Origin of the sequence: Hallella mizrahii, from assembly GCF_009695775.1 — a bacterium.
Classification (GTDB): domain Bacteria; phylum Bacteroidota; class Bacteroidia; order Bacteroidales; family Bacteroidaceae; genus Prevotella; species Prevotella mizrahii.
Map to the genome: position 1 here is coordinate 19,169 of NZ_VUNG01000027.1, position 18,305 is coordinate 37,473.

8 protein-coding genes are annotated in these 18,305 nt (G+C 53.2%); 6 read left to right on the forward strand and 2 right to left on the reverse strand.

Translation table 11 applies throughout. The features are described from left to right. Nucleotides 1-3: 3 nt before the first annotated feature. The 6 genes from FYJ73_RS10360 (at nt 4) to FYJ73_RS10385 (ending at nt 15,556) form a co-directional block, all read left to right on the forward strand. Nucleotides 4-1,431: a DUF4906 domain-containing protein gene (locus FYJ73_RS10360; RefSeq protein WP_154534642.1), complete on the forward strand. Its 1,428-nt coding sequence runs from the start codon at nt 4-6 to the stop codon at nt 1,429-1,431. A 15-nt stretch (nt 1,432-1,446) separates the two neighbouring features. After that, complete coding sequence (locus FYJ73_RS10365; protein ID WP_154534643.1) at nt 1,447-6,741, forward strand: T9SS type A sorting domain-containing protein; 5,295 nt, start codon at nt 1,447-1,449, stop codon at nt 6,739-6,741. Nucleotides 6,742-8,034: 1,293 nt separating this feature from the next. Further along, nucleotides 8,035-11,301, forward strand: coding sequence for a SusC/RagA family TonB-linked outer membrane protein (locus FYJ73_RS10370; protein ID WP_154534644.1), 3,267 nt, complete (start codon nt 8,035-8,037; stop codon nt 11,299-11,301). A gap of 18 nt (nt 11,302-11,319) precedes the next feature. Then, nucleotides 11,320-12,900, forward strand: coding sequence for a SusD/RagB family nutrient-binding outer membrane lipoprotein (locus FYJ73_RS10375; protein ID WP_154534645.1), 1,581 nt, complete (start codon nt 11,320-11,322; stop codon nt 12,898-12,900). Between the two features lie 249 nt (nt 12,901-13,149). Beyond that, nucleotides 13,150-14,445, forward strand: a complete 1,296-nt coding sequence (locus tag FYJ73_RS10380; RefSeq protein ID WP_154534646.1) for an O-acetylhomoserine aminocarboxypropyltransferase/cysteine synthase family protein — start codon at nt 13,150-13,152, stop codon at nt 14,443-14,445. An 85-nt stretch (nt 14,446-14,530) separates the two neighbouring features. Continuing rightward, a complete protein-coding gene (locus FYJ73_RS10385; protein WP_154534647.1) occupies nt 14,531-15,556 on the forward strand; it encodes a PrsW family intramembrane metalloprotease in 1,026 nt (341 codons plus the stop codon). Nucleotides 15,557-15,772: 216 nt separating this feature from the next. Here FYJ73_RS10385 and eutC read toward each other — a convergent pair whose 3' ends face one another. Further along, on the reverse strand, nt 15,773-16,633 hold the full coding sequence (gene eutC / locus FYJ73_RS10390; RefSeq protein ID WP_154534648.1) for an ethanolamine ammonia-lyase subunit EutC: 861 nt from the start codon (nt 16,631-16,633) through the stop codon (nt 15,773-15,775). A 297-nt stretch (nt 16,634-16,930) separates the two neighbouring features. Next, nucleotides 16,931-18,304, reverse strand: coding sequence for an ethanolamine ammonia-lyase subunit EutB (locus FYJ73_RS10395; RefSeq protein ID WP_154534649.1), 1,374 nt, complete (start codon nt 18,302-18,304; stop codon nt 16,931-16,933). Nucleotide 18,305 lies beyond the last annotated feature (1 nt).

The following is an 18,305-nucleotide window of genomic DNA, read 5'->3' on the forward strand; positions in this document are numbered from 1 at the left end:
CCCATGCGAAGAAAGCTATATACCATCATCACCCTTTGTACCCTGCTTGTCCTGACGGCATGCTCGGGCGACAGCATCGGCTCCACAGACGAGGCCGGCGCTGAGGCTGTCGTCGACATACGTCTCTCGGCACGCGCACAGACCACGGACGCACAGTCCTCACGGGCTGCCGACGCCAATGCCGTGGCGGGCGAGTGGATGAAGAGCTATGTCATCATCATCGCACAGGGCAATGACATCAAGCGTATCCTTACCAAGGACAACCTCGGCGATGTAGAACAGGCCGACTATCCCGCGGTGCATCTCGAACCCGGAGCCTACACCTTCTACTCCTTCGCCAATATCTCTCTGGCAGACTTAGGACTGACGGATGACGCTACCAAGTTGCCCGATGGCTTCGACACCAAGACCTTTGCCGTGAGCGGTAACCAGACAGCCATCGACAAATTCACCGACGGCATTCCGATGAGCAACAAGCAGACCATCACCGTGGAGAAGAAAGCCACGGAGGTAGACCTCGAGGTCGTACGCATGGTGGCGAAGATGCAACTGAACCTCACCAATGTCACTGGTTCTGATATCAAGGTGACAAAGGTGCAACTCTCCGACATCACCGTGAACGGCACCTCCACAGCCCACAACCTCTACCTCCTGCCTACCGACAAGGTCGAGGGGGTGAGCTGCACGCCCCATCTTGCCAGCACGGCGACACGCTCCACCTATATCTATGACGTGCCGGAGCAACAGCAGACGGTGAAAAGTGGAAAAGGCACGACGTCGCTGACGTTCTACCTCAACGAGAGCCAGGCGCACGACCCTTCACAGTTTGAGCTCACCCTGACAACACAAGGTGCAGACGGAACCACGGCGAAGAAACGCTACGCCATCCTCAACTGGACGGAGATAGCGCGCAACGACTACCGCGTCATCCCCATTACCCTCGACGACTATAAGCTCACCTTCGACGTGAAGTATTTCACCGCCATCGGGGTCCTTCCGCCCACCGTCACCGACGACGGGGAGACACTCGACCTCGACTTCTCCTACTACGGTGACATTCACCTCGTGCCGAAGATAAAGAAGTGGAGCGACGACAGCAATGTCACTGCCGACGTCAAACCCAGCTATGGCGACACCCCCTGGACACTCGTCACAGGCACCAACCCCGACGGCTTCTTCGCCACGGCGCCCTACTGGAACAGCACGAACAACTGGGTAGAGGCATCCCTCGGCTTCACCGAGGGCACCTCCGCCGTCTATCGCCTGCAGTGCACCATCAACAAGACCGATGGCACCACCGAGACCTTCACACGCAACGTCCGCTTCAAGATGACGCCGATGAGCTTCGGGGCTAAAGCTGCCACACGCGCCGCAGACAGAACAAACTGGCACTGGATCACGTTCTCTGTACCTTCGTCAATGAATAAATAATCACGCAACACAATTATGTTTAAATATCTTTCCTCCCTCTTCCTCGCCGTGGCCCTGCTCTTCACCGCGCAGGCCCCGGCCCAGACCTTCGCCCACTATGCCGGCGCCAGCGGAAAGCCACTGGCAAGCAACGGCATGCAGCAGGTAGCGGAATATGAATATAATATCTATGTGACGTCGTCGGCAGCACCCAATATGGAGGCTTTCGAAGGTTCCAACTACCTTCTTTTTAAGCTTCCTCTTCAAAACTATCTCGCCAGCAACAGAAATAACTTCGATACCGGCGGTAGTGACCTTGAACCCCAGGGCTATTTCAGATGGTATAACTTTCGGACGGATTTGAATGATGACTCCAATCTGCAGCCCTATGGTTTTTGGATGACGCAGGCTGCATTAAGGAATATCAACTATGCAACAACAGCATCCTCCGACAAGGCCGGAAAATCTGCTGGTTGGTTTGGATGGAACTTAGGTAATTTCGGTGCCCCAAGGGTGCAGAACCCTTTTAAGACGACAGGCCGTGGTGCCGACCTTGTCAGAGTGGGTTGTTGGTATAAGCTTACAGCTGATTGTGACAATCCTGATTGGGAGGGAGCTGACGTGGCGTGCGATGTCAGCCGTTATCAGGATTACAATGATTTGGATGCCTACACTCCGGGTACCTTTACCCACGAACCCACGCTTTCTGTCCGTTACATCTTTCACGTAAGGTCGGCTTACACCCTTGCTAACGCGCTGCGTGATGCGCTGCTTAAGGACAATGCGGAGGACAAGACTTATGAGGACCATAAGATAACTGTGTTCGGTATGCTGAATGCGGCCTCTTCGTGCGCCATACGGAGTAATATGCCCGATGCTGCCAACTATTTCTTTTACCCGATGTCGAATGCTGATACCAAGCATGTGTATGCCACTGACGCAAAGTATAAGATTACTTCATCCGATTTTGCTTCTACTTCGCTCATTCATGCCACGAAGCTCATCTTTAGGGTTTATACTGCTGACCGGACTAAATATACTGATATTGCTGCAAACGTGTCGGGAAAGACCAATATGTTTAATGTGAGTCTCAATACTATCAATAATACCTCCAACACGTGGTATGATCTCGACCATAACGCTGTTTCTAAACCTGCAGACGTGAAAGTCGGTGACGAGGTATATATTGTGTCTTATGCAGCCGATGCCTCAGGTAATAAATGTCCTGTTGGTAATATGCACGTGCAGTTCCGCTCGTTCTATCCAAAGTCCGATACGCAGTTGGCTGATGCTCCAGATCGCCAGACCTCTTACATGGAGTCGCACTATAATCAGAGCATGGCGCCTATCAGTTTTGACCAGCAGCTCACCACTCAGACGCTTGATCAGCCCACCGACGACAAACTCAACATGACGAGTGTCCCGCGTGATTTTTCTTCTGTGTCCTATGGTTTTGTCTATCAGAATCTTATCTCCAAGAGTTGGGGCGGCATCATGGGTGGAACAGATGATATTGGTGGCATCTGGAAAAACCCTCAGCACTCACCGATGCATGGTGAGTATGGCTTCTACAAGAGTGCACAGTATAAGACAGCGTCACCCTTGAGTACTAACAGTCAAGTGTCCATGAGTGTGCAGCATAATAAATGGGCTGACCAAAATACGAAGAATCTTAGCAAGAATCTTCGTCAGCAGGGTAAAGGCTACGTGTGGTTCACATCCCCTGATGCTACGCTCTTTGACCGTACCCACCATGACGACCCCACAAAGTACGGCAGTTTCCTCTATGTGGATGCCAGCGACGAGAGCCGCCAGATAGACCAGGAAGATTTCCAGGCTAACCTTTGCTCGGGTTCCCAAATTGTGGTATCGGCATGGGTGGCAAGCTATACATCTACTCCAAGTGGGGGTACCATCCCGGAACAGCCGCAGATTGTTTTCGTACTTTATGGATTGAAAGACGGCAAGGCTTACCGGTTGATGAATATAGCTTCAGGCGACTTCACCTCAAACATTGATGGTTATACGCCGTCCGGCTCCCAGGGTACTTGGTATCAAGTTTATGGGCGTGGGATATTGCCTTCAAGCTCCAACGTAGAACAGTATAGTAACTTCCGCATTACGATAGACAATTACTGTAAAGGGACGAATGGAGCTGACTATGCCATCGACGACATCCGTATCTATCAGCGCTCATCAAAGATTATGGTCGTTCAAAACAAACCTATCTGTCCTGACGCGAGATCTGAGAGCAATGTTGACCAAACCATCACGCTCAAGTTGAAAGGCAACTATCAGTCATTGAAAGACTATGCCGGCACCAATGCCTCGCTCTTCTATCGATTCTATAATGTTACCGACAACCAGCCTGTGACGGGTACCGATTTCTATGGCTCTGGCATGGACAGCTATGGCAAGGTCACTATACCATCGGACTATAATGCCACGGCTACTTTGGACGATGGCACGACCTTACAGTTTGAGACGGAAAACGACAAGACGGTAAGCCTTGTGCTTGCGTCGAAGCATTTCCCGCTCTCTTCCGACAAGCAATATTATGTACAGATAGCCCTTCCGTCAAGCGATGATGCATCGCAGCCTGACTCTTGGGGCACTTCGGCTGAGAGTTGTTCGACTTACAGTAACAATTTTCAGTTGACAGAGGAGAACTTTGTTCTCAACGATGTCACCGGCTCCTTGAATACTAACGTGGCGGTGAGCTGTACGTCTGATGAGGTGACCGACTACTCTATTAAAGGCCGCGTGAGCACTACCAACCCGGAGGATGGCGGTGCGGTGACGCTCAGTCAAGTACCTTTCGACTGGTATATAGGAACCAAAGATGAGTTCAATGGTGTAACAGGTCTTATGGAAGCGCTCGACCATTTCAGACAAGCTTATCCTACTGCCTCCAATTATAATCAGACAACGAATACAACTTATACAGAAGACGACAAGAAGGTCCTGCAGAATAACATCTATGACGCAAGCACAAACCCCGGTGGCAAGTTGATGCTCCTGGCTAGCACGTCGCTTACCGGCTACCCACTCAAAGTGGGAAATTATTCAGTGTGTGCCATTCCTACGGTCAGTGAGTTGACGATAAATGGCTATACCTATCACCTTTGCGAGGGAGCAGCGCTACAGTTTAAGGTGAGAGTCAGCAAGCAGGGTGTTCAGCTCAACCTCGGTCGCAACGGCATACCTTATGCCAATACAAGTTCTGTGCGCAATATTCGTGTTGGTTTGCCACAGCTCAAGATCATACAAGACAACGCTGCGGCTTCGCTACGCATACCTATCTCTTCGCGTGTTGTAGATGGACAGAAAATCACAACGAGTAATCTGATGTTTGTCGATGGTACCAATATCTCAACCGGAGATGCCAATATCATCATGAGTAACACTAACGACCCTGCATTGCAGTCGCAAATAGGCTCGTTGGTCTTTGCCAAGGCCGATCAGCCTGACCAGCCCTACAATCTTCTCTCGTCTGATTCTACGGTAAACATCCGGCTCGCCGACGGCATCATCAATAAGATACATGAGGGCTATTGGTATGAGTTACAACTGCAGTATGTCGTGACCAACTCTACTGACGCTACCGTTGTCAACTGTCCTGGTGAGACTTTCTTCCGCTTGAAGATCGTGCCGGAATTTGTTTCTTGGTATCCGACAGCAGAGAATGGCACCAATTCCAACTGGAATAACGACTTAAACTGGCGGCGTTCTACGGCATCCGAGTTGTACAATGCTTCCTATACCGATTATGGTAATACTGCTACCTTCACGGGCGCGGCAACAGATAATACCGTGACGAGGCGCGACGGAAGCTATGCACCGATGTACTTTACGAAGGTAACTATACCGGTACTGAATGCGGGCCTATATCCTTCGCTGGGTTACGTTGAATATAATGACGTAGGTCAGGCTATCCGTCTGTCGAATGTCAAGAATGCAGTTTCTTATTCTGTAGATGGTGACGAGGCCGATATCTCCCACGAGTTGGAGGCCTATCCTGCAAATGATGAGGGCAGTTTCTACTGCCAGAACTACCGTGGCAACGTCTGCGACCAGATCTACCTGAAGGCGGGCGCCGAGCTCCGCAGCCAGCAGTTCCTTGTCTATAACAAGGCGTGGACGGAGCTGGAGCTCCCCGTGGGCAAGTGGTACTCGGTGGCATCACCGTTGAAAGACACCTATGCCGGTGACTACTATGCGCCTGCCGCTTCTGGCCGTCAGGAGACGCAGACCTTTGAGAACATCTCTTGGAACAGCAGCGACAACAACAGAGTCACCTATCCTTTCTACCAGCGCGCCTGGGGCGACAAGACCGTAAAGGAGCAGGACGGCAGCAACGGCTACACGGCCTGGGACAGTCCTATGGCGATGGTGCCTACCGACGGAACCATCACCTCAGGGGCTAACGGCTGGAGCCATGTGTATAACACTGCTAACGCGATCTATGGCAGCAGCGACCAGAACGCCAACTACGCCTTCTCGCTGCGTGTCGGTGACGCCTACATGCCAAAGGGAGACCTGCGAAACAAGAATGCCCTTGTCCGTCTGCCGAAAGCGGATGCCACCTACAGCTACCAGACGGTGAACAGCGACGGTACCGCCTCACAGACGACCGTGACGCTCACACGCACCGACAACGGCAAGCTGCGTGTCAATGCCGACATGAGTGAGGCTGCGGTGGGAGAGATTACCGTAACGCCGGCCACAGTGCTGCCTTCGAACAATCACTACTATCTCATCGCCAACCCCTACACCGCATCCATCAGCGCCGCACAGTTCCTTTCCGACAACAGCGGCGCGCTTGAGACGCAAAACCTTTGGGTGCTGCGCGGGGACACACTGATACAGTTGCCGTCGGCCAATGCCAACCAGGTGAGTACAGAGTATAATGTCATTCGTCCGCAAGAGTCTTTCTTCGTGAAGATGTCGGCTAACAATCAACTTGTTTTCAACCAAGGCCAGCAGGTGGATGCCAACATCCGAAGTAATACTGCGGAAGCTGCCAATGCCAAGCCGATGTTCATCACCTATGCCATCACCCGTGGCGCGCCGACAGACATCGCCTCCGTGCTTGCCACGGACGAAGGTGACCTGAAGACCTGGAACCCGGCTACTGGACAGCTTGCTGTCTCCTATGCAGGTAGCGACGCCCTTGTCTCACTGTCGGTCTACACCCTCGACGGTCGTCTGTGGCAGGTCCTCCGTCCACAAGCCGCTACGACGTATGTTCAAATACCTGCCGGCGTCTACCTCGTCAAAGGAGTGACAAAGAAGGGTAGCACAAAGGTGAAGAAACAAATAGTGAACTAACGGGGCGCCCCACCCCATCGCCCGCTCATCACCCGGCTTCCTATGTGTTGCCTACAGAGCTTTCATGTCAGGGTGGGGTTATCCCCACCCTGTCTATGTATAGCATTTGTTGAAGAAACTGACAATTTTCCGCCCTCGTGGCTGCATTTTTCTGAACCAGCACCTCCTCTGCGCCAAAATCAGCGATTTTTGGCGCCTTTTTATAACTTACTGTTTATCAATACGTTACAACAAAATCCGTTTTTTATAGCTCGAAAAACCACTGTTTTTCATTGTCATCTCAGTGAGATGACCTCATCATCTCAGTTAGATGACCGCATCATCTCAGTGAGATGACCACATCATCTCAGTGAGATGACAGCATCATCATGGTAAAATAGCACTCTAACAAGGGAAAAATGAGTAAAAGCAAACAGAAATCCGCTTTTTTCGTTTCTAGTTTGCAAGTTGTCGCGGAGGTGTTTTTGTCATGTAAAATCATATATTCCATGGACATAGGCAGACTGACATCACAACTGCGTTTTACGCCGTCGTACCCAACTGCATTCTTATGGTACCGCACACGGAAACAGCTTTCGAGCCATCCATCGTGTTATGTTAATATCACAAAGGCACATTTCTCTATAAATAAAAATATGTGTGTCAGCAAAAAAACATTTTCTGATTTCGTCATTTTTATTAAGACTCCATATATTATTCTGATCACCAACACATTACAAGTCATGTATATCGATTTTTGATAACGTCGAGAAGGCCGGTGACAAGTAGGGGCGGGGTTTATCCCCGCCCTAACCCCGCAAAAGATATACAAACATCTGGCACGGATGATGGGATGATTACCGTCAAGGGGCATGGGATGATTACCGTCAAGGGGGTTAGGGCGGGGATAAACCCCGCCCCTACGAACCTACCCGGACCAGTATTGCTAACGTTCGCCGGGGTGATATTGCTGGCATTCACTTACTTTGAATATCAATCGGATCAGCCATACAGGGTATATTTCGCGTGACGCATTGAAGAAGTCAAAACAACTCTCGAGCCATCCATCGTGTTATGTTAATATCACAAAGACGCATTTCTCTATAAATAAAAATATATATGTTATTAAAAAGAATATTTATATACCAAATATTCACTTTTTAAAAGCACAATATAAATTTATGTCGTTTGTACTTTGTAGTTTTGATAAAATTACTTATCTTTGCAAAAAATTAAAAATCTCTTGTTATCTGGAATAGAGAGAAAAAGAAAACAAATCGTATTATTGTTAACTTAATTAATTAGAGAGAGCTTATGGACAAAAGAGTGACTATGCTTTTAGCTACGATGATGCTAAGTTCAGGACTTGCAATGGCTCAGACCCGCATCAGTGGCACCATTCTCACCGCTGAGGGCGATCCCGTTGTGGGCGCCTCGGTACTGGTCGTAGGAACCAAGACAGGAACCGTCACCGATGTCGACGGACACTACCAAATGAGCATCCCGGCGGGGAGTACACTGCGCATCTCTTACCTTGGCTTGAAGACCAAGACCGTGAAGGCTAAGGAAAACCAAACCGTCTATCTCGAAGCCGACAACACTACGCTCAACGACGTGGTGGTCACCGCACTGGGCGTGTCACGACAGAAGAAAGCCCTGGGCTACGCTGTCACCGAGGTGAAAGGCGAAGACTTGAACCTCAGCCGCGGCGGACTGAGCAACCCTGTCAACGCTTTGCAGGGAAAGATCGCCGGACTGCAGATCTCCTCCGGTGCAGGCAGCATGGGCGGTAGTGCCAAGGTGCTTATCCGTGGTGCCAACTCTCTCACTGGCAACAACCAGCCGCTCTTCGTCGTCGACGGTGTGCCCATCGAGGGTCGTGACTACAACAGCTCGGAAACAGCCCGAGGTGCCGAGGGCTACGACTACGGCAACCTCGTGCAGGACATCAACCCCGACGACATTGAGAGCGTTTCTGTATTGAAGGGAGCTGCCGCATCGGCACTCTACGGCAGCCGCGCCTCCAACGGCGTGGTGATGATCACCACCAAACACGCCCGTCAGCACGCTGGCTACGGCGTGGAATACTCCACGACCATCGGCTTTGAGTCGGTCACCAAACTACCAAAACTGCAAAAGCAATACGGCGGCGGATATGGCTATGCCGGAGAGTATGCCCACGGCGACGAAGGCGATGACTTCTCCACTCAGACCATCAACGGCAAGACCTACACCATCCCTGACTACGGTATGGACGAGAGCTGGGGACCAAAACTCGACGGGCGTCAGGTGCTCTCATGGTACGACTTGCTCAAATGGCGCATCGGCGGCGAGAAAGGCGACCCCTCCACATCGCCGTGGAGCCCGGCGACAAGCGATGTACGCGACTTCTTTAACACAGGAGTCAGCTATACTAACAACGTGGCAATCTCGCACGTCTACGACAACAGCGCCTACCGCATCTCCTATACCAACTCCTCGCTCAAAGGCTACGAGCCCAACAGCAGTCAGTATAAAAACATCTTCAACGTCAGCGGAAACATCACCAGCAAGGACAAGCGACTGAATGTCTTCACCACGGTCAACTATTTCAACAACCGCACCAAGGGACGACAGGAAACTGGTTACGGCGACAACAACATCATGGTGAAGTTCACGCAGTGGGGCCAGCGGCAGCTCAACATAAACGAGCTCAAGGACCTCTATATCCAACCCGACGGCACACAGGGCTCGTGGAACATGGGTGGCTTTGACGATCCTACCATCCAGTTCCACAACAACCCCTATTGGAGTCGCTACAAAAACTATGAGAACGACAACCGCGACCGTGTCTACGGCAATGCAGGCTTCAGCTATCAGATCCTCCCACAGCTCAAGGCACAGTACAAGGCCAACCTCGACTACTACTCCATGAAGCAGTATGAGCGCAACGCCGTGCACTCCCAGGAGCAGTCGAAATACAGAGAGGTGGCGCGCACTCAGTACGAGATCAACCATGAGTTCATGCTGATGTACAACCAGACTTTCCACGACGACTACAGCGTGTCGGCCAACCTCGGTGCCAACATCATGAAACGCCACTACGAGTACATCTACGGCGAGACCGTCGGCGGACTTGCCATTCCCGACTTCTACAACCTTGCCAACTCCATCTCCACGCCTCACGCCTACAACTACAAGCAGGAGAAGGCCATCAACTCGGTATTTGCCGATGTCACCCTCGGCTGGAAAAACATGCTCTACCTCGAGGGCACCGTCAGAACCGACAAGAGCTCGGCACTGCCCAGCGGCAACAACACCTATACCTATCCTTCGGTGACCGCCAGCTGGCTGTTCTCCGAACTGCTCAAGAAGAGTCTGCCCTGGCTCAACTATGGTAAGTTGCGCGCCGGCTATGCCGAGGTCGGTAACGACACCGACCCCTATCAGGTGGAGCAGACCTTCTTGCAGTACACCAACATCGACCCCTCCACACCGGGCTACCGTATGCAGAACACGCTCAACAACAAAGACCTGAAGCCTGAGCGCACCCACTCCTGGGAGTTCGGTCTGGAGGCCAGCATGTTTGACGAGCGCCTCGGCTTCGATTTGACCTACTACACCACAACGACAAAAGACGAGATTCTTCCGCTGTCTGTCTCGGGTACGACAGGCTATATCTACAAAGTTGTCAACAGCGGCGAGATTCAGAACCACGGTATCGAGTTCGCTATCCACGGCACACCGGTCAAGACACACGACTTTGAATGGAACGCCTCGCTGACACTCGCCTCCAATAAGAACAAGGTGAAGAGCCTCACCGACGGTGTCGACTACTTGCGCTTGGGCACTGCCCCCTTCATGGTGGAAGTAGGAGCCTCGGTAGGTGAGGGCTACGGCATCATCAAAGGCACCGACTACCTCTATGACGAGTACGGACACAAACTCGTAGATCCCGAGACCGGACTCTATAAGGCTACGGCTGACAACCGCAACATCGGCAGCATCTATCCTGACTTCACGGGTGGTCTGGTCAACAGTTTCCGCTGGAAAAACTTCGACGCCAGCGTTCAGTTCGACTTCTCGCATGGCGGTCATTTCTTCTCCACGACCCGTCTGTGGGGCTGCTACACCGGTATGTTTGAGGAGACCGCTGCCAACGGCGTGCGTGAGAAGGGTATGATCACCGACGGCTATGTGGCTGCCACCGACGACAACGGCAACTATATCAAAAACGCCGACGGCTCTTACAAAGTGGCTACCGACGCCAACGGCCAACCGGTGAAAAACACCAAGGTGGTCAGTGCACGCGATTACTACGAGAACTACTACACGGGACCGGCTGCACAGAACGTACTCCGCAGCGACTATATCAAACTGCGTGAAGTGTCGATAGGCTACACCTTCAAGATGCGCCCCAACTGGTTTGTCAAGGGTTTGCGCCTGAGTGCCTACGGCCGCAACCTCGCCGTTTGGGGACCCGACTGCAAGCATTTCGACCCGGAGATGATCGTCACCAGCAGTGGCAACGTGCAGGGCATCGAAGGTGGTGCCACGCCAATGGTGGCTAACTATGGCTTTACTGTAAATGTCAAATTCTAATTTTTGGAGGATGATTCTATGAACAAGATACTCAGATATACGATGATCGGGGTCGTGGCCCTGACAACCTTTTCGTGCAGCGACATCGACAACGTCAACAAAAACCCTAACTCGCCCAGCGACGTGCCCTCAAACATGGTCATGGAGGGGGCTGAGAAATGGGCGATGGACAACATCTACGACCTCTGGTTCAGCGGACGCCAGTGCCTGACCTACAGCCAGCAGTGGGTGCAGCGCAACTACACTGAGGAGGACCGATACCAGATACGTGAGACGGTGAACAACAGCTATTTCAACTATCTCTACATGGGACTGGCCAACTTCGACAAGGTCATCACCCTCAACACCGACGAGAAGTACAAAGCCACCAACTCCGCCTACGGCACTAACGCCAACCAAATTGCCGCTGCCAAGATCATGAAAGTGTGGCTGATGGATATCATCACCGACACCTGGGGCAACGTGCCTTACTCTCAGGCAGGAAAACTCGAGAGCGAGGGCACGCTCTACGCGGCCTATGACTCGCAGAAGGACATCTACACCGAGATGATCAAGGAGCTCACCGACGCCGTCAACACCATCGACGTCAGCCAGCCTGCCTTCTCCTCCGGTGATGTCATCTTCGGCGGCGACGCAGAGAAATGGAAGCGCTTCGGCAACTCGCTCAAGTGCCGCCTCGCCATCCATCTGTCCAAGGTGGATCCCAACTGGAAAAACTATATCAAAGAGGCTGTGGAGAGCGGCGTGATGCAGAGCAACGACGACGCGGCAAAGTTCACCTATTCCGCCTCCGGCTCTGACTACTGCCAGTTCTACGAGGGCTTCTATGTCGAGGGCCGCAACGATTTCTCCATCGCCCGTCCGCTGCTCTACCTCCTCAAAGGCGAGGCCGACGAGCTCAACCACAAGACGCATCCCTGGCAGGGCACCGTGGATCCGCGCCTGAGCATCTACACCTGTCCTAACGCCAATGGCGAGTACACCGGCATGCCGTTTGTCACGCCCACCGGCATCCAGGACAAGTTCCGTGCATCCTCACCCGACTGGAAAAGCGGCCAGCCGCTGGCACTGACTCCAACCTACAGCGTGCCGTTGATGACCTACGCCGAGCTGAAGTTCATCCTCTGTGAGTACAACGGTTATGACCGTCAGGACTATGAGGACGGCGTGCGCGCCAGCCTCGAATACTGGTACAGCCTGGCGGGCAAGACGCTGAGCGCCGCCGACGAGGACGCTTATGTCACTGCCGTATCGAAGAAGGTCGACGCTGAGAGCTGCGCCATCCAGAAATACCTCGACCTCTTCACCAACGGCACCGAAGCGTGGACAGAGATCCGCCGCACCGGCTATCCTGAGCAGCTCATGCGGCCGGGCGAGATCGCCTGCATCTATAAGGATCAGCCCGTGAAGTTCACACCGCTCTCCGACACCAAAGGCGACATCATCGAGCGCGTGAAGTACCCCACCAACGAGAGTACGCTCAACGGTGCAAACTTCAAGGAAGCACTATCCAAGCTTACCGACGGCACGAACAACTACTACACGAAGATGTATTGGGACGTGCGCAAGAGCAGCTATGATCATCCGGCCAACAAATAACTTCTGATACGCGACTTTTGAGACGCAATGTTATACTGTTATACAAACTCGTTTGAATAGAAAGGCAATCCAGGAGGCGATGGGGAGTGATTCTTCGTCGCCTCCTTGCTTTTTATGCGCTCTTTGCCGCCAGCAGACGGTAATTTATGCTTACGGGATCTTTTAATTCTAAGTTTTTTTGTACTTTTGTGGTTGGAATTAAAAGAGCAGGAGCAAATTATCTTCTAATCGACATAAAGAAACGACACCATGAACAAAAACTTAAAGACGGCAACCCTCTGCGTGCAAGGTGGCTATCAACCCAAAAACGGCGAGCCTATTGAAGTGCCTATCATCCAAAGCACGACCTTCAAGTACGACGACTCCAATGAGATGGCACAGTTGTTTGACTTGAAAAAAGAGGGTTATTTCTATTCCCGTCTGCAAAATCCTACCAACGACGCGGTAGCACTGAAGATCGCACAACTCGAAGGCGGCGTGGGCTGCGTGCTCACTTCGAGCGGACAGGCGGCAAACTTCTATGCCGTGTTCAACATCTGTGAGGCCGGTGATCACATTGTGGCCTCCAACGAGATCTATGGCGGCACGTTCAACCTCTTTGGCGTGACGATGAAGAAACTCGGCATCGAGTGCACCTTTGTCAATCCCGATGCCTCGGAAGAAGAGCTGCAGGCTGCCTTCCGTCCCAACACTAAGTTGCTTTTCGGCGAAACGATTTCCAACCCCGGCTGCGCTGTGCTCGACATCGAAAAGTTCGCTCGTGTGGCCCACCGCAATGGCGTGCCTCTGATTGTCGACAACACCTTTGCCACACCAGTCAACTGCCGTCCCTTTGAGTGGGGCGCAGACATTGTGACGCATTCCACCACGAAATATATGGACGGAACGGCTTCGCAGGTCGGCGGTGCTGTGGTGGACAGCGGCAACTTCGACTGGATGGCACATGCCGAGAAATTCCCGGGACTCTGCACACCCGACGAGAGCTACCACGGACTCACCTATGTCAAGGCCTTCGGCAAGATGGGCTATACCACCAAACTCGTGGCTCAGCTCATGCGCGACCTGGGCAGCATACCCGCGCCGATGAACTCTTTCATCTTGAACCTCGGCCTACAGACGCTGCACCTGCGCATGGCCCAGCACTGCAAAAACGCGCAGGCCGTGGCAGAGTTCCTGCATGACGACCCGCGCGTGGCTTGGGTACACTACTCCGGACTGAAAGACGACCGCTATCACGAGCGTGCCATGAAATACATGCCTAAAGGCAGTTGCGGTGTGATCGCTTTCGGCTTGAAGGGAGACCGCGACACTGCCGTGAAGTTTATGGACTCGCTGCAGATGATCAATATCGTCACTCACGTGGCCGACGCCCGCAGCTGTGTGCTCCACCCGGCCAGTCATACCCACCGCCAGCTGACCGACGAGCAACTCAAGGCCGCCGGCATCGCCCCGGATCTCATCCGTCTGTCTGTGGGAATAGAGGATGTGGACGACATCCTCGACGACATCAAGCAGGCACTGGACCAGATCGGTGTCAGGAAATAAGTTTCTGAGATATATTGCGGCAAGGCGCAATCAGCAAGGTAGAAGTTAGCTATAAGGTTTAGCAGATTTTTAGAACGAGAACGTTATGATTTATATCATTAGGAACCAGCATGAATACGGGCCCTACGAGGCGTCTGATATTGCAAGATACGTAGAAGAGGGACGGTTGCTGCTCAACGACCGGGCACGCGATGCGGAGTCTGATGTCGAGGGCACGGTAGAGGAATTGCTCGCCGCGCGCGGCATTCGCCCGCGTGTGCGCAACCGCGGCTCACTCATGGAGCAGCTCAGATATATCGGCCACGCGTTTATCTTTCCCAAAGACGACATGGAGCGGCATCATATCATGGAGGACAAGCGGTTGCTCATCCTTGCCATCGTTGGGCTGTCGCTGTCCATTATCATGCTGTTGCCCATCGGCGGTTATCTCGTCTTCTATGCCGTAAGCCTCTATTTCGCCACCATCTGGGGGCTGTTCTTCGCCTATTTCTTCCGTACGCGACAGATCAGCAAGAGCAAAGCCGTCTCCACGTTCTTCCTCACACAGCTCGGCGTGTTCGTCATCTTCTCGGGCCTCAACGAGTTGAATTTCTTCTACGCCTTCACCTCGGCGCCCTTCCCGCTGAGCATCTTAGGCTATATCCTCGGCATCGGACTGACGGAGGAGTTCGCCAAGATGATCCCTCTGCTCGTCTTGGAGCGGCGGGCTCGCGAGCCGCAGCTGCCGCAGACGATGGTGTTCTATGGTCTCATGGCGGGTATAGCCTTCGGCGTTTTCGAGGGCGTACAGTATCAGACGTCGATCAACATCCGTGCCGACTACACCACAGCTTTTGTGCTGAACATCGCCCGACTGACGTCTCTGCCTTTCCTCCATGCCGTGTGGGCAGGTATCTGCGGTTACTTCGTGGGCATGGCCGGACTCTATCCTCAGTATCGCAAATCGCTCTATGTACTGGCGCTGGCCATACCCGCCACACTCCACGGCCTCTACGACCTGTTTGCCGGCAGCTTTTATCTCGTCTCTTTGGTCATCGCCTTCCTGAGTGTCTTCCTTCTCATGGCCTATCTCAGAAGGAGCAATGCACTGAGAGAGCGACTGAGAGGGTAACAGAAAGTTCTCTTCCTCCCCTACCCCCTCTCTCTGGGGGAGAGGGAGAAGAAATGCGCCTCTAACAAAAACAAAAGAGTTGATGCTGATCACCACGCTCGTAGGCTCGTATACGAAGAAGAGGTATACTATACGACGCCATGCGAGATTCACTCACTAAATAGAATAAGGTGTGGAGGCTTTAAAGATCAACAGTGACAAGATCAAAGGACCCATCTAACCAATAGCAATTCTGAGTGCCGTCTTGTGCACCATAGGTATCTCGTGATAGTATTTTTTGCGGAGGTCGGCGAGCTTGCCATACTTGGCTGGGTCGTCGCTCTCGTCCTTGAGTGCAGTACCGCTGACGCGGCGGTCAAAGGCGTTGGCGATGAGCCACGTGAGTTTGAAGGCTGCCGCGTCGTAGTTGAGTCCCTCAGGCCGGATGTTGGAGATACAGTTACGCTCGCTCTCCATACGGCCGAAGTAGGGCTTATAGGTCATATACACGCTCAAGCTGTCGGGTGAAGACAATCCGGGTCGTTCACCAATGAGTATGGCGACGAGCTTGGCGTGCATAAGTTCGGCAATGTCATCGGCGAGTGCCACCCGGCTCTGATGCGCCAGTACGATGGGACCAAGCGAGAGCCGCAGGTCACGCAGATAAGGCTGCAGATGCTCCACGAGGGGCACGGCCTGCTTGTGCACCGCCTTTGACGAGAGTCCGTCGGCGATGACGAGCAGCACGTCGCAACCGGGATAGTGCATGGCTTTGAGGCGCGCCCGGCTCTCGTCGGAGAGGCGGCGTCCCAGGTCGGGCCGTGTGATGAACGTCTCACGGTTACCCGCCTTGCTGTCCACCTCGAAGGAGGTAAGGCCAAGACGGTGCAGATCCTCAGCGACACGACGGGCGTCAAACGGCATCTTGATGGAGTCGCGGGCACGAGCGTGGGCCAGTCTGAACTTCAGATAGTCGTCGGTGAGTACGCTGCTGCCCGTACGGCCGAGGGCGATGCGGGCGTCAGTGAACTGCCGAAGCCACGCCCAGCAGTCATTTTCCTCCAAATGCTGTGTTCTGATACTTATCTCTGTTTCCATGATGATCGATGATTTTATACCCCTCAGTGGCACGGTTGGTTGTAACCAGCCACGCCAAACAGAGTCACCCCAAGGGCGGCTCTGCTTTGTATTCAGCGGAGGATAATGATACCTTTTATGTCTTTCTTCCTACAGAACCCGGGAGGCTCTATATGTTCTTTATGTCTTTCTGTCTACAGAATCCGAGGGGGCTTTATATGTCCCTTATGTCTTTCTGTCTACAAAATCCGGGAGGCTCTATATGTCCTTTATGTCTTTCTGTCTACAAAAAGGCTTTATTCCGTTGTTACTCTGTCTTTAGCTCACGAGCTTCATCAGCGCGTGTGTCGGCGAGGCTTGCAGGATGCGGCCGTCGCGATTGAAGAGTTTCATGTCCTCGAGCCATTTCTCAAATTCCGGTGCCGGTTTCTTACCGAGCATCTTGCGCGTGGCGATGATGTCGTGGAAACTCGTGCTTTGGTATCCGAGCATGATGTCGTCGGCACCGGGGATGCCCATGACATAGTTCACGCCCGCCACGCCGAGCAGCAGCAACAAATTGTCCATGTCGTCCTGGTCGGCTTCGGCATGATTGGTATAACAGATGTCGCAGCCCATCGGCACGCCCATGAGCTTGCCGCAGAAGTGGTCTTCGAGTCCGGCGCGCGTGATCTGTTTGCCGTCGTAGAGATATTCCGGTCCGATAAAGCCCACCACCGTGTTGACGAGCAACGGATGATAGCGGCGGGCCACGGCATAGCAGCGCGCCTCGCACGTCTGTTCGTCCACACCAAAGTTGGCGTCAGAAGAGAGAGCCGAGCCCTGTCCGGTCTCGAAATACATGCAGTTGTCACCCAACGTGCCCCGGTGCAGACTCTTCACGGCCTCGTAGCCCTCATCGAGAAGTTTGAGGTTGATGCCGAAGCCCGCGTTAGCCTTTTCCGTACCGGCAATGCTCTGGAAGAGCAAGTCGAGCGGTGCGCCGCGGTTGATCATCTCGATGCCTGTGGTGATATGGCTGAGCACACAGCTCTGTGTCGGTATGTCGTAGCCCGAGATGATACCGTCGAGCATCTTCTCCATCTCTATGAGCAACGGCAGAGAGTCGCTTGCGGGGTTGATGCCGATGACGGCGTCACCACAGCCGTACATCAGTCCGTCGATGATACTCGCGGCGATACCCTTGAGGTCGTCGGTAGGACTGTTGGGTTGCAGACGTGAGGCCATGCATCCTTTCAGGCCGATGGTGTCTCGGAACGCCGTTTCGACATGGCATTTCTGCGCCGCGAGGACAAGGTCCTGATTGCGCATGATCTTCGAGACCGCGGCCGCCATCTCCGGTGTGATGCCCGGCGCAGCGGCAGAGAGCATCGCCGTGGTGGTGTGATCGTTGAGGATCCAGTTGCGGAACTCCCCGACGGTGAGACTGCTGATAGGCTGGAAGGCCTGAGCGTCATGGCTGTCGATGATGAGCCGCGTGACCTCGTCTTTGTCGTAGTCGATGAGCGGCTCTTCGAGAAAGCGGCGCAGGGGCACGTCGGCCAGGCACATCTGCGCTGCCACATGTTCCTCCATGCTCTTGGCAGCGATGCCGGCGAGTTGGTCTCCCGACCTGATCGGTGTGGCCTTGGCCATGAGCGCCTTCAGGTCAGGAAACGCGTAGGATGTCTGTTCTATGGTGATTCTATACATA

Excerpts from the sequence above, each read along its gene's own strand:
- FYJ73_RS10365 (WP_154534643.1), top strand. The coding sequence starts at position 1,447 with ATGTTTAAATATCTTTCCTCCCTCTTCCTCGCCGTGGCCCTGCTCTTC.
- FYJ73_RS10385 (WP_154534647.1), top strand. The coding sequence starts at position 14,531 with ATGATTTATATCATTAGGAACCAGCATGAATACGGGCCCTACGAGGCG.
- FYJ73_RS10360 (WP_154534642.1), top strand. The coding sequence starts at position 4 with ATGCGAAGAAAGCTATATACCATCATCACCCTTTGTACCCTGCTTGTC.
- FYJ73_RS10375 (WP_154534645.1), top strand. The coding sequence starts at position 11,320 with ATGAACAAGATACTCAGATATACGATGATCGGGGTCGTGGCCCTGACA.
- FYJ73_RS10395 (WP_154534649.1), bottom strand. The coding sequence starts at position 18,304 with ATGTATAGAATCACCATAGAACAGACATCCTACGCGTTTCCTGACCTG.
- eutC (WP_154534648.1), bottom strand. The coding sequence starts at position 16,633 with ATGGAAACAGAGATAAGTATCAGAACACAGCATTTGGAGGAAAATGAC.
- FYJ73_RS10370 (WP_154534644.1), top strand. The coding sequence starts at position 8,035 with ATGGACAAAAGAGTGACTATGCTTTTAGCTACGATGATGCTAAGTTCA.
- FYJ73_RS10380 (WP_154534646.1), top strand. The coding sequence starts at position 13,150 with ATGAACAAAAACTTAAAGACGGCAACCCTCTGCGTGCAAGGTGGCTAT.